General features: G+C 36.9%; 11 protein-coding genes and 2 tRNA genes. 8 read left to right on the forward strand and 5 right to left on the reverse strand.

The window, feature by feature from the left end:
• The first annotated feature begins 36 nt into the window (after positions 1–36).
• The 3 genes from hflX to ACYVGO_RS05280 all read left to right on the forward strand — a co-directional run bounded on the left by hflX (position 37) and on the right by ACYVGO_RS05280 (position 2901).
• Positions 37–1314: a GTPase HflX gene (hflX, locus tag ACYVGO_RS05270; protein WP_142775746.1), complete on the forward strand. Its 1278-nt coding sequence runs from the start codon at positions 37–39 to the stop codon at positions 1312–1314.
• Between the two features lie 58 nt (positions 1315–1372).
• Positions 1373–1444 (forward strand) — tRNA-Arg (locus ACYVGO_RS05275).
• Positions 1445–1854: 410 nt separating this feature from the next.
• The gene (locus tag ACYVGO_RS05280; protein WP_460968090.1) at positions 1855–2901 is read left to right on the forward strand and encodes a DUF4062 domain-containing protein; all 1047 of its coding nucleotides are present in this window, start codon (positions 1855–1857) and stop codon (positions 2899–2901) included.
• A gap of 30 nt (positions 2902–2931) precedes the next feature.
• Here ACYVGO_RS05280 and ACYVGO_RS05285 read toward each other — a convergent pair whose 3' ends face one another.
• The 3 genes from ACYVGO_RS05285 to ACYVGO_RS05295 form a co-directional block, all read right to left on the reverse strand.
• The gene (locus tag ACYVGO_RS05285) at positions 2932–4890 is read right to left on the reverse strand and encodes an NACHT domain-containing protein (RefSeq protein ID WP_460968092.1); all 1959 of its coding nucleotides are present in this window, start codon (positions 4888–4890) and stop codon (positions 2932–2934) included.
• 196 nt (positions 4891–5086) lie between these two features.
• A complete protein-coding gene (locus ACYVGO_RS05290; protein WP_460968094.1) occupies positions 5087–5422 on the reverse strand; it encodes a hypothetical protein in 336 nt (111 codons plus the stop codon).
• A 24-nt stretch (positions 5423–5446) separates the two neighbouring features.
• Entirely contained in the window at positions 5447–5758 is a 312-nt protein-coding gene (locus ACYVGO_RS05295) for a hypothetical protein (protein ID WP_460968096.1), read from the reverse strand.
• 693 nt (positions 5759–6451) lie between these two features.
• On the opposite strand from ACYVGO_RS05295, the gene ACYVGO_RS05300 reads away from it, so the two are divergent.
• From ACYVGO_RS05300 to ACYVGO_RS05315, 4 genes are all read left to right on the forward strand, one after another.
• On the forward strand, positions 6452–7360 hold the full coding sequence (locus ACYVGO_RS05300) for an exonuclease domain-containing protein (RefSeq protein WP_460968098.1): 909 nt from the start codon (positions 6452–6454) through the stop codon (positions 7358–7360).
• A gap of 198 nt (positions 7361–7558) precedes the next feature.
• Positions 7559–8203 (forward strand): hypothetical protein, encoded by a 645-nt coding sequence (locus ACYVGO_RS05305; protein ID WP_460968100.1) that lies wholly within the window; start codon positions 7559–7561, stop codon positions 8201–8203.
• A gap of 53 nt (positions 8204–8256) precedes the next feature.
• On the forward strand, positions 8257–9072 hold the full coding sequence (locus ACYVGO_RS05310) for a HEPN domain-containing protein (protein ID WP_460968102.1): 816 nt from the start codon (positions 8257–8259) through the stop codon (positions 9070–9072).
• Positions 9073–9172, forward strand: a tRNA-OTHER gene (locus ACYVGO_RS05315). It abuts the gene before it with no gap.
• Between the two features lie 311 nt (positions 9173–9483).
• Here the strand turns inward: ACYVGO_RS05315 and ACYVGO_RS05320 are convergent.
• Positions 9484–10392, reverse strand: a complete 909-nt coding sequence (locus ACYVGO_RS05320) for a GlsB/YeaQ/YmgE family stress response membrane protein (protein ID WP_460968104.1) — start codon at positions 10390–10392, stop codon at positions 9484–9486.
• 46 nt (positions 10393–10438) lie between these two features.
• Positions 10439–10753 carry a hypothetical protein gene (locus ACYVGO_RS05325; RefSeq protein WP_460968106.1) on the reverse strand — a complete coding sequence of 105 codons (315 nt, stop codon included), beginning with the start codon at positions 10751–10753 and terminating at the stop codon, positions 10439–10441.
• 220 nt (positions 10754–10973) lie between these two features.
• Between ACYVGO_RS05325 and ACYVGO_RS05330 the strand changes: the two genes are divergently transcribed.
• Positions 10974–12806: a hypothetical protein gene (locus tag ACYVGO_RS05330; protein WP_460968108.1), complete on the forward strand. Its 1833-nt coding sequence runs from the start codon at positions 10974–10976 to the stop codon at positions 12804–12806.
• Positions 12807–12888: the final 82 nt, after the last annotated feature.

Here is a 12888-nt window from a genome sequence, read left to right on the forward strand (position 1 = left end):
CAGGCTATAAACGCCTAATCACCTCTAAGAATTTACATGATCGACAACACAAAACCGCCCGAAACCGCTGTGTTGGTCGCGCTGATTACGCAAAAGCAAACGGCCGACCAAACGAAAGATTATCTCGACGAGTTAGCCTTTCTGGCCGAAACATCAGGCGTTACAACCATCAAATCGTTCACCCAAAAACTGGAACATCCCGATAACCGAACGTTTGTTGGCAAAGGCAAACTGGAAGAAATTCAGACGTTCATTCTCGACAATCCGGTTGATTCCGTCATTTTTGATGATGACCTGACGCCTTCGCAGGTACGGAATCTGGAAGAGAGTTTTAAAGATGTTAAAGTACTGGATCGCAGTTTGCTCATCCTGAATATTTTCTCGATGCGGGCCCAAACCGCCCAGTCGCGGGTGCAGGTCGAGTTAGCGCAATACCAGTACATGTACCCACGCCTAACCCGCATGTGGAGTCACTTAACCAGCCAGAAAGGCGGTGTGGGGATGCGCGGTCCGGGGGAAAAAGAACTCGAAACCGACCGTCGGATCGTGAAAGACCGAATCTCTTTCCTGAAAGAGAAACTGGCCAAAATTGACAAACAGAGCCAGACGCGCCGGAAAGAACGCGACCGACTGGTGCGGGTTTCTCTGGTTGGTTACACGAACGTAGGCAAATCGACACTGATGCGTACCATGGCGAAAACCGACGTATTTGCCGAAAATAAACTCTTCGCCACGGTAGATTCAACCGTACGAAAAGTGACGCTTGGCAATATTCCGTTTTTGTTGACGGATACGGTTGGTTTTATCCGCAAACTGCCAACGATGCTAATCGAGTCGTTCAAATCGACACTCGATGAAGTCCGTGAAGCAGATATTCTGGTTCACGTTGTTGATGTATCACACCCGAATTTTGAGGAGCAGATTGAAGTGGTCAACGCAACACTGGCCGACATCAAAGCGGCCGATAAACCCATGGTGCTGGTCTTCAACAAAATGGATCGCTTTGTACCGAAAGACCAGTGGATAGAAAAACCCGATCAGGACGACGATGATGAGTTCATTGACTCGCACGAAGAGGTAGCTATTCCGATGGCCGTGCGCCGAAAAACTGCGCTGGAGTATCTGAAAAAGACGTATCTGGCCCAAAAAGCGGACTATGTGGCCTTCATCTCGGCAGAAACCGGCGAGAATGTAGGCGAACTGCGCGATTTGCTCTATACGCTGGTGAAAGAGAGACACTTCCAGATTTACCCCAACTGGGTTAACGTACCGCTCATCGAATCAGCGGAGTACGGCGATGGTTTGGCAGGTTGAGGTATTTTTGGCAATTTTGCAGTTATAGCGAGCGGTCAACGTTGACCGCTCCTTTTTTGGTCTCGTAGTTCAACGGATAGAATAAGCGTTTCCTAAACGCTTGATACGGGTTCGATTCCCGTCGAGACTACATAAGAAACCTATAATCGTCTAATTTTTAGACGATTATAGGTTTTTAATTTATAACCGTGTACGGTTACGTATACGGAATCAACTAAAACATTCTGTTTGACTTACCTCAATCAGGAGAAAAAATAAATTGTTTTTTGAGTAATCACTTTTTGCACCTTTTTCACCGATGACTTATCCTGCTCTATGGGTAACAATGCTACAAATACTGTGAAGCCTGTGTACAAGAGCTTGTAAATACTTCACGGCATGGGAGTTTGAGCCTCCCTACGGTCAATTAATTATCTAAAAAATCAATAACTTACAATTCCACGTGAGTACTTTTTTTGCTCTTTGGAAAAGCATTTCTATTGTAGTTCATTTTTGCGCTATTCACAAACAGATACTTATCTACACTAATTATTAGGCATCATGGCACAGAAAAGAAAACTTCAAATATTTGTTTCTTCTACATATACCGACCTTAAAGAAGAGCGGCAAGCAGCCGTTGAAGCGATTCTAACGGCTGGCCATATTCCTGCTGGTATGGAGTTATTTGCAGGGCAAAATGAGGAGCAGATGAATATAATAAAGCGTTGGATTAACGAATCTGACATTTATATGCTCTTATTGGGTGGGAGATATGGTAGTATAGAAGAGATAAGTGGAAAAAGCTATACACACCTTGAGTTTGACTATGCAAGAAATGTCGGTAAAACTGTATTTGTCGTTGTGGCCAATGATAAATATATTGAACAGAAAGTTAAAGAAAAAACCACGGAAGCAATAATGGAGCTAAAACACCGTGAAGAATACTTGAATTTTAAAAAAGAAATCACGGGTAAATTTGTTAAGCATTGGGAGAGTTTACCAACTCTTCAGTTAGCGATTATAAACACACTTCATGCCTTGGAAGACGATGAAGCATTAATTGGCTGGGTACGTGGTGATGAAGCTTTGAACTCAAATCAGTTACTGGAAGAACTTTCTTATTTATCTAAGGAAAACAAGTCTCTTCGTGAAAAAGTAATAGAGTTGCAGTCTTTAAAGGATACCTCTGATTCTTTCTTGGAAATATATAACATGCTAGTTGCTAAGAAAGTGGATCTTAATGAGCTGCCAGAAACAATTGAAAAGGTTTTAATTTTAATAGCAAGGTACTTTAAAGAAAAAATAAATTACATATATGTATTTTGGTTTATTGCTTCAAGACTAAGAGAGGGTATATCAACCGCTGGAAGTATTTATTGGGCTAGTGCAGAGCAAAACAGTAGCGAATTAATGCCATATGTATATTTTTTTGAAGAACTTGGTATGGTCAACCGTATTTTTAAAACAGTCAATTTGTCAAATAAAACAAAGGAAATTACAATATTTTTACTTTCAGATTATGGTAAAGAGTTTTTAACTAAATTAAGAACAAGAGGAGTAATTGGTAATATTGAAGAAGCTTTGAAAAATTCAAAAATGAATTCTTAGTTTTCAAAAATATAATTTTTGATGAAATAGTTATTTGAATAGTCCAAAAGTAAATTCTTTATCAGTAGTAATCCAAGAAGGATAGTATTCATTTTCATAAATATGTGGACTTGTGTCTTTTAATTGAAAATGCACCACATTGCCCTCGACTTTAAAAGAGTATATATTCAAAAGCTCTTTAAAGCAAATTTCGATATTAGTTGAATTAAATATAACTAAAACGAAAGACTTTAATTCTTCAATTAACATGCCTTTGTCCTCCCTTGAGCTTTTCATTTTATATGATTTTTGCAACATATTATAAAAAAAGATCAATGAGTCAGGTCTTTCGCTGAAATCCGGCTTTTCAATTGACAGCCGTGCTGTAAATGTTAGCCAATACTGTAAACTAAAGTCAAATAAATAGTTACCAAGCTTAGTAAGATATTTTGTTGTTTCAGATGATAATGATATTACAATAGCCATTTCATTTGGAAGAGTCTCGATAATATTAGATGGTGGATATGTAGGAAGTGAATGTATGTATTTTGCTGTTAAATATTCTTGTAATGATTTATGAGCAAACTGATAACTCATAGAACCAACCTTTATTAATAATCCATTATGACTCTCTATCTGTTCCGCAACTTTTTCTGCTTGGTCATCAGGCAAGTTGTATCTAGTACAAACTCTTTTATAGCAATCTATCAAATCTGATGTAAAAAATAATGCCTTTCGAAAAGAGTATGATAACTCAAATGATATATGAGCCAAAAACTCTTTCATTCGTTCAATATACAGTTCTTCGTAATCAGTACGCCTTTGTATAGCTCTTTGTATATCCCATTTCTCTATTAATAATGTAATTATATAATCATATACATATCTAGGTTTAGCAGGTATATAGCCTTTTACTTCATATATAGAGCATAAATGGGCTAACGTAAGTGGCCTAATTGCAGTATCATAAAAGGGTGATGACTTTATCTTTTGTACAAATTCCCTTACCAATTCTTCTTTTTTCAACCATTTCTCAGCGAGAAACAAAATTTGACTCTCTGTTAATGGGCTTATTTCATAGGTTCTTGTATTGTAAAGGTTAATATTTAATTCTCCATTTCTCGACGTTACAATAAAACGTGATTTAGTCAGTGACCTAGATAGTATAAATAGGTCTTTTTCAATTTGATTTTTGATCTTTATGTCTGGAATTTCATCAAAACCATCAAAAATTATCAACATATTACATTTATCGATAAACTCGCAAATTACACTAGCAACATCTTCTCGATAAATTCTTAATGCTTTAAATAAGGTTTCCTGCTCCTCTATCTGCTCTTTTTCCTTTATTCTAACTTGTTTAAGAGTTATGTATCTATTATTAATTTTATAAAACTCAAAATTTATCCCAAGCATTTCTGATATTATTTCATACATACCATAAATCTCATCTTTATGCACATTTGTGTAATTTAGCTCTCTAAACCTAATTACTATAGGGAACGAGAATATATTATTTGCCTGATACCGGCCTAATAGGTCGGTAAACAAATTCATCATTAATGTTGTTTTCCCTGCACCTGGCCCACCATATAGAATAATATTTTTATCAATTTTAGATAAGAGAGCGCTGCTTGGCATTTTAGTCAATTCATCGTCAGGTTCAATCCTTTCTCTTAACTGAGATACAAACAAATCAATCTCAATAAAAATATCTCTTAATTCTTTAGATTCAGGCAATATTTTTAGATTAATTTCTTTACTCCATGATATTGACGTTTTTATATTATTAATTATACTTTTTATTACTACCTCTTCTACAATACTTAATTCAGGTATATGCTCAATGTATTGTTCTAAATTTTCTATCAATTTACTCTTTGCTTGCCTAAAAGACTGGCGAATACCGTTTACGCCCTTATCAGCAATATTAGATAATAGGTATTCAGAAGTTAGTCCTTTAAAGTCAATTTCTTTTAGTGATTCTATTAAGTTAGGTAAGTCAATCATAGTAATAACAATTAATAAAATGTTATTTTTAAGCTAAAGCTGATTCATCTTTAAATAAAGAAATTTTCACCTTTGACTTCACCAGCCTCCGCTCTCTGTCGCCATTTACTTAGCATTCGTTTAAAGAATTTTCGGGGACCAGTCCGTTGGTGATGCCTACTGGCTTGGCATTATGAACAGCGGCAATGTTTCGTTTTTATGAATCATTTTTTTGTAGTCTGTTAGGCATAAACTTGGCTTCTAAAATTCGCTTATCAATCTCTTTCGCGTCGATCTTTTGGGCACTTAGGTAAGCCTGGATAGAGAAAGCAACATAAAAGGGGTATTTACTTTCGTGCCGGTACGTTAGCCGATTCCCTAGTGTCAATTTACGCAATTTGTTGTGCTGGCAGCCTAGCGAGACCGTCTTCTGTTTCCGACTTAACCAGCGTTCACCACACAGCAACGATTTCAGAAACTCGTTTTCTTGCTTTATTTCTTCAACTAAGCGTTTTAAGGCGCTGAACTCTTCGTAATCCACGACTTGTACCATTTCTCCCAAAGTTTATAATAAGCCTTATCCAGCAAACCGGGCCGATATAATCCGTTTCTCAACTTCTTTGCTGTCGATTTTTTGGTCTAAAAGGTAATCACGGATTGAGAAAGCATCATAATACGGGTTCTTTCCATCGTACCGATGCGTAAGCGCGTTTGTGAGTGTTAGCTTTCGTAGTTTATTATCTTTACATCCTAGCGCGGCCATAGCTTGTTTCCGATTTAACCAGCGTTCCCCAAGAAGCAGTGATTTAAGGAAACCATTTTCTTCTTCAAGCGCTTCAACGCGCCGTACTATAGCTTTGAACTCTTCGTATTCAGCAACTTGTACCATTTTACTATAAATAGGTTTAGATAGACGCCTGATCGGCTTGCCTAAACTAAAGTGTACGGGCCTAGATTCTCCTAAAGCTCTACTAAATGGTTCAATCGACTATGTTATGTAGTGGTCATTTTTTACATAGTTGAGAAAAAAAAATAAATGATGTTTCTCAGACATACACTTTTTACACTTTTTTCACCGGTTGCCTAGTACCTCAACTCAACCGGCAAAGCTGTCTACGTCTATTAGAGTCCATTGTATGGTTGCTCAGGGTAACTAGCTATATATATTACAGGGCCAACGGGCAAGGGTGGTGAAGGCAATAACGGTAAGGCTACAAACTATAGCAAGTGGTAAGCTAAGCGTTCCTGCTGTCCTTTGGAAGGTAATTGTAGTTTTACCTATAGGTGTTCAGACGATATAAACCGAATAAGCGCTCAGACATGAGTTATTGCGGTCTTGATGCCTAATACAAACGCTTTAGGAGAACAGGCTTGGTTAGGCTACTGGGTTAGCATTGATGAAGTCGAGAAACAGACCGGCTACAATTTGTTGTCTAAAGTGCAGAAGAATATATAAAAGGTTATTAAAGCCAAAGTTGATATTGCTGGCATTTAATAGCTCAACTTTACCGGCTAACGAATAAGTCAATAGTAGTCGAAGAGGGTAGTTTGCTTTAGTCATTTCCACGTCATACCCTACCTTATGGATTTTATAACTATCGACTTCGAAACCGCGACCGCCCAGCGGGATAGCCCTTGCGAAATTGGGTTAAGTTTTGTCGAAAATAGCCAAATTGTCGAAACGAAATCATGGCTAATTAAACCGCATTATTATCCGCATTTCGATTTTTTCAACGTTGCTATTCACGGTATACGGCCGCAGGATGTAAAGAACGCACCTGAATTCTGCGATCTATGGGGCGAAATTCGGCCAATGATTGATGGCCGATTTTTGATTGCTCATAATGCCGGATTCGATTTTAGCGTACTTCGTAAAACGCTTGATACCTATAAGATACCTTATCCAACTTTAAACTATTCTTGTAGCTATATATTTTCCAAAAAAGTATGGTTGGGCTTACCGGCTTATGATCTAAAAACACTATGCCGGACAAATAACATAGACTTGCAACATCACCGAGCCGCAGCCGATAGCCGGGCTACAGCGGAGCTTGCCCTAAAGGCGTTTGAGCTAAGCGGAGTTTGCTGCATAGACGACTTTCCAGATAAATTAAGGACGGTTGTAGGGCGTATATACGAGGGTGGTTATAAACCATCGGAAACAAAGCAAATAAACCGTAACCCGACCCAGATTGTCGGAGATATTACCAAGCATAACCCTAAAAGTATTTTCTACGGTAGATCAGTCGTATTTACCGGGGCGCTTTCATCAATGGTACGAGCAAATGCACAACAGCTTATAGCAGATATTGGTGGTATCATAGGTGACGGGGTTACAGCAAAGACCGACTTTCTAATAGTTGGTCAACAAGATTATCGCGTTGTTGGCGATGATGGAATGAGTAGTAAGCAAGAAAAGGCTATCAAGCTAGTTGCGAAAGGTTCGACGCTTGAAATCATTTCTGAAATTGACTTTTTGCGTAACCTCTAAGGCAAGGTCTTAAAATACGTTTAAATCCATAAAAAATGATACTCAAGTACATTGTTAGCTTTAGAAGAGATCAAAAAGGGTGTTTTCCCCGTAGGATATTAATAAATTTAAGCAGTTCTTGCAGCTTATAACACTAGGCTATAATTAATGTTGCTATTGAAAGGATAGATATGTTAGGACAAAATACGTTCGACAGTTATGAAAAAAGAAATATTTGAAAAATCTTTTAAAGAAAGCTTAGACAAAAATTTCCCTATACAAGCGAAGTATTTTGAATGTGATTTTTTTGTTTTTCCTGAATTAGAAAGTTTAGTTTTCGAAATTAATAAATGTCTTATTTTTGAGTTTTATCGTGCCTCAATTACTCTAACAAACAACCTTTTGGAACGGTTGCTAAAAATAGCCTTAATTTATAATGAAACCGGCATTGGGCCTCAACCTATTCAGGATTGGAACTCTACGTTTCTTGCACCTAATGAAAAGTACACTTCGATTCCTCTAGGCAACTCAATCGAAAAATGCAAAAAAGAAGGTATAATAACAGAGGTAGAAAAAGATAGTTTATTTAATACAATTAGAGAGTTAATGAGGAATGGTTTTTCACATGCCGATCCAAGCAAAATTTTAAAAGATTTACCAGAGGAGATAACTCTTTTGCAGGGAAGTTTCTCAAACCCAACGGACATAAAAAAAATTGAAATTAATTATAAATCTGTTCCAATTTTCCAGTCGTTACAAATGGATACTTTTGCAAAACATAATGCTTTAGAATATTTTGATTTTATTTTCAGGCTTATGGAAGAAATTGACAAGCGACTTATTGACAAAAAAAATAAACCTTAATATTAATGTCAAACTGAAAGCGTATTATTGTATTATTACCATAAGTAAAGAAAATGATAAAACATACCGCATCATTTAAAAGGCTTAAAATAGAACAACAAAGGATTTTAGATTTCACTTTGTTAATATGCTATGCCATACCTAATCTTAAAAAATCAATAAAGGGCTATAACGAAAAAATAAAAAATTACGAAACATTTGTAAAGCCAGAATATTTTATTGAAGACGTTAACATCCCTAAACTTGAGCGCCTAACCCAAGATTACAAATACAGTTTAAGCAAATATACACTAATAAGCGTATTTAGTTTTTTTGAAAGTTTCATAAAGGACGTGGTTTTTGAATTGATAGAGTTTCATGGCGGAAAGGAAGCATTTATATCAATTGCTCACAGTCGCCACAAGATTTTTTTAGATAATCAAAATCATGAATTGATTGAAATCAAGAGGAAGCTCCAAGAACCTGTAAAGAAAAAGAATAAACAACGGTACAGGAAATATATTAACAAAATCGCCGAATATCCAAATTATAGACATCCAAGTGAGCTATTAGCAACTTACGGGCTCAAATACTTTATCGAAACAGTAACAGGCAATGCGTTTAAAAGTGTTTTAATACCAGATCTACTTGAATTTGGTTTTGGTATGGATTTATCAGAAAAAGTCAATAAACACGCAGATTTAGTTGACTATGATCTTAAAGATACCTTTGATATAATGAGAAATATTAGAAATAATATAGGTCATGGAAACGGAGGTAATGTAGGGTTAGAAAAAGTTATGGATTTAATTCGTTTTTTGAGACATTTATCAGTTAAAGTAGACGCTCACCTCATAAATCATTTTTTCATTCTTGAGCGTGATGAATAAGTGCCGTTTAGTCCAATGGTAAGACGCCTGCTTGCTTAATAGAAAGCATAACGCCTCTATTAAGCTGGCAGGAAAAGAGGTTCGAATCCTCAACGGCACACGAAGTGTATCATGCTAAATATTAGTATGGTAAAGAGCTAACTAGAAAAAAATATTTTCTTTAGAGATTCACTTTTTTCACCGATCCTGTATTACTGCTTTAAAGAAGTAAAACCTACCACAATTTATGATAGCATTACCTATCCTGCTCTTTCAGTGTAAAGAGCAGGATAGTTTTGCCAGTGAATCAGGCAAGGGGCCTGAAGGGCAATAAGGTAAAGTTACAACTAGCATCTCTACTGTTCCGTGGAACGTGATTACAGTCTTACATTTAGGTCATCAAATTTTATTCATTACAATCTTTTTAAGGTTTTAATTGTCTCGAGAAAAGCTAGACAATGGCTTTATGTAATTTCTCAGTCTATCATTTGCGTTACTTAAAACTTCGCTAAGCGCTTTTAACTCGCCTGCATGTTGCATATTAGATAATATTATAGGAGTCAATAATTTACTTGATTTACTTGCCAATCTTGTAACTTGATATATTTCTTCAGAGTCTTTTATTCTTACTGTTTCTTCAATAAAAGGGGTTAAAAAGCTATCTCTAATATTTAAAAAATTAGATGGATCTGGCTCCAATGAGGCATAATATTTAAAAATAGAATTATTTAAAATATTATAATATATATCCTTTTCGCCTTTTTTATCTTTTAGTTTTTTTTGATTTACAATTATACAATCAATTATTTCTTGAACTGATTCAGCAAAATTTTTTCGTCTACCTAAATCGTATTGAACTATTTCGTTGAAATTTTTTTCCAAATCCAATAAGCTACCAAATAAAAAATCCACTATCGAAAATATTGTAGTTATATTTTCATCTTTAAGCTTTGTTACATATGCGTGATAATGCTCTTCATGGTTTATTACATTTACAATTCGATTGAAATCATATACTGCCACAATTTTCATTCCAGGTAAGTGTGTTGGATGTGCTTCAACGGCTTTATATTGTTTAACGATAGCTTCAATGCTTGTATCAGTTGCTAAAATTATCGAATTAAGTAAATTATGTAGATACTTCAGCTTATCTGTTTGAATCTGACTACGGTTAGCATCTTCTTTTGTCTTTTGGTCTCTTACTTGTCTATAGTAAAGCCATATAGCACCTCCGGTGCCTATAAATCCACCTACAATCGACCCGACAAGGCCGACAATTAAGTCAGTCCAAAAAGAGCCATCTTCCCCAATGAATTCACCAAATTGAAAAACTATGTCCATTAAGCTGTTAAATATATATGCGCTTGTTTAAAATCTTATACTACTTTTACTTTTGGATAAACCGGGTTGAGATAATTTGTTTATCAATCTCTTTCATGTCGATCTTTTGGGCGTTTAAGTAAGCCCGGATAGAGAAAGTATCATAAAACGGATACTTACCTTCATAGCGATAAGTTAGCCGATTTTCAAGCGTCAATTTACGCAATTTGTTGTGCTGGCAGCCTAGTGCGGCCATCGTCTGTTTCCGTGTTAGCCATCGTTCACCTAGTAGTAACGATTTTAGGAATTCGTTTTCTTCCTTCAGTTCTTCAACTACGCGTTTTAAGACGCTGAACTCTTCGTAATCTACGACTTGTACCATTTCTCTATATTTAAGTTAGATGCTAGATCGGCTTATCTGAAGTAAAATTTTAGGGGTGGAAGCCCTACTAGACGGTTAAATCAATTATTTACTCGTGTTTATTTTGGCGATAAACCTATGTATTATTTGATTAATCATAATTCTAAGCTATGGCATATTAATTGCTCAACTAATTTGGATTTCTTCCTCTCCTAGCGCTTAAAAGCAATTATACACTTCAATGAAGCAGTTTATTTATATACTATATTTTATTATAAGCTACAAATCGTTAGCTCAGACTAATTTTATAGCTACTAGGCCCAATTCCTCCACTCCGGGAGCTTACAATGTACTAATAGGGCCTGATGCTGGCCTTTTTACAACGGGTGGATTTAATGCATTTTTAGGATATCAATCTGGCTATTTTAATCAATCAGGTGGCTTTAATGCTTTTATAGGAGCTGAAGCAGGCTATAATAATACAGAAGGTATACATAATGACTTTTTAGGCTATCAAGCAGGCTATTCCAATAAATCGGGTAGTTTTAATGCCTTCATAGGATCACAAGCCGGATATGCTAATACAACGGGCTATAGAAACGCCTTTATAGGTCATGAAGCAGGTTATTCTAATACTGAAGGCGATAACAATACATTTGTTGGTTTAGCCGCTGGCCATTCTAATACAACAGGTAGCGGTAATGTCTTTATGGGTAGCCTTTCAGGACCCTCTAACTCTACAGGTAATTATAATACTTTTCTAGGTTATGAAGCGGGCTATAATAATACAACTGGAGGTTTAAATGCCTTTATTGGTATGAATGCTGGTCTTTCTAATACTACTGGTTTTTATAACGTCTTTATGGGGGGTGGCGCTGGTCGTTATAACACAATAGGCGGGTTTAATACATTTTTAGGCGCTCAAGCAGGTTATTATAATACAACGGGCGATTTTAATGCATTTATAGGGCCTGAGGCTGGTTTGTCCAATACAACGGGGTATTTAAATGTCTACATTGGAGCTTATACTAACTCTAACAATACGACAGGACACAACAATGTGACCCTAGGCCCACTAGCAGGCCTAAAAAATCAAGAAGGTAGCTATAACGTTACAGTAGGCGACTCCGCAGGTTACAATAACACCGTATCAAATAATGTCTTTCTAGGCTCTAAAGCTGGTTTAGCCAATCAAACAGGTCAAAAGACTACTTTAATTGGTTACGAATCAGGCTATCACACTGTAGCTGATTCTAACACCTTTGTAGGCTACCAGTCTGGCTTTTATACAACAACCGGTATAGGCAATACTTTCTTTGGCGTTAATGCAGGCCGTAATATTTCAACTGGCTCCCACAATACGATTATAGGCAATAAAGCCGGGCCTACTTCGGTCAACTCCGACGATAATGTTTACATCGGCTACAATACCGGTCAACACGATAAAGGCTCTCAGAATACGTTTTTAGGCACTCAGGCGGGCGTTCTATTGGCCGACAACAGCAAACCCATAACCAATGCTACGGCGATAGGTGCGGGCGCTACGGTATCCATAAGTAACGCGCTTATCCTAGGCAATAAGGCAAACGTCGGCATTGGCACTTCAGCGCCAACGGCCCGGCTAGAAATAAATAGCGAAGTGGAAAACGAATCCGGTATACGGTTGAGTCAATTAACTGCAAATAGTCCGGCGCAACTAGCTACGGTCGACAAAGTGCTAACCGTTGATGCTACAGGCCGGGTTTTACTAGCTCAGAATGGCCACTATTCAGTTCAAAGCGTAGCGGATTGGTCAGATAAAGTTTTTGCCCCTACCTACCAATTACAAACACTTGCTGAGGTTGAAAAGTACATTAAGGCTAATCAGCATTTACCGGGCGTACTTTCAGCCGGGGAGGTTGTCAAGCAAGGCGTTGATGTAAGCAAGATGGAGGCTAAATTGCTTGAAAAGGTAGAAGAACTAACCTTGTATAGCATTGAGCTAGAAAAAGAACTACGAGCTACCAAACAGCAACAACAGGCTAAAATTGATGAATTAGAACGGCTTGTAAAGCAACTTTTGGAAAAGAAATAATAAGCCCGATAATAACCGTAAACACAAAGTCTAGGCTATTTATAGTAGGGCTTTGTGTTTACGGTTAGGCTACAGAAAGTAC

The organism is Spirosoma migulaei, from assembly GCF_054776855.1.

Excerpts from the sequence above, each read along its gene's own strand:
- hflX (WP_142775746.1), top strand. The coding sequence starts at position 37 with ATGATCGACAACACAAAACCGCCCGAAACCGCTGTGTTGGTCGCGCTG.
- ACYVGO_RS05290 (WP_460968094.1), bottom strand. The coding sequence starts at position 5,422 with ATGGTACAAGTCGTGGATTACGAAGAGTTCAGCGCCTTAAAACGCTTA.
- ACYVGO_RS05300 (WP_460968098.1), top strand. The coding sequence starts at position 6,452 with ATGGATTTTATAACTATCGACTTCGAAACCGCGACCGCCCAGCGGGAT.
- ACYVGO_RS05280 (WP_460968090.1), top strand. The coding sequence starts at position 1,855 with ATGGCACAGAAAAGAAAACTTCAAATATTTGTTTCTTCTACATATACC.
- ACYVGO_RS05310 (WP_460968102.1), top strand. The coding sequence starts at position 8,257 with ATGATAAAACATACCGCATCATTTAAAAGGCTTAAAATAGAACAACAA.
- ACYVGO_RS05330 (WP_460968108.1), top strand. The coding sequence starts at position 10,974 with ATGAAGCAGTTTATTTATATACTATATTTTATTATAAGCTACAAATCG.
- ACYVGO_RS05325 (WP_460968106.1), bottom strand. The coding sequence starts at position 10,753 with ATGGTACAAGTCGTAGATTACGAAGAGTTCAGCGTCTTAAAACGCGTA.
- ACYVGO_RS05320 (WP_460968104.1), bottom strand. The coding sequence starts at position 10,392 with ATGGACATAGTTTTTCAATTTGGTGAATTCATTGGGGAAGATGGCTCT.
- ACYVGO_RS05285 (WP_460968092.1), bottom strand. The coding sequence starts at position 4,890 with ATGATTGACTTACCTAACTTAATAGAATCACTAAAAGAAATTGACTTT.
- ACYVGO_RS05295 (WP_460968096.1), bottom strand. The coding sequence starts at position 5,758 with ATGGTACAAGTTGCTGAATACGAAGAGTTCAAAGCTATAGTACGGCGC.
- ACYVGO_RS05305 (WP_460968100.1), top strand. The coding sequence starts at position 7,559 with ATGAAAAAAGAAATATTTGAAAAATCTTTTAAAGAAAGCTTAGACAAA.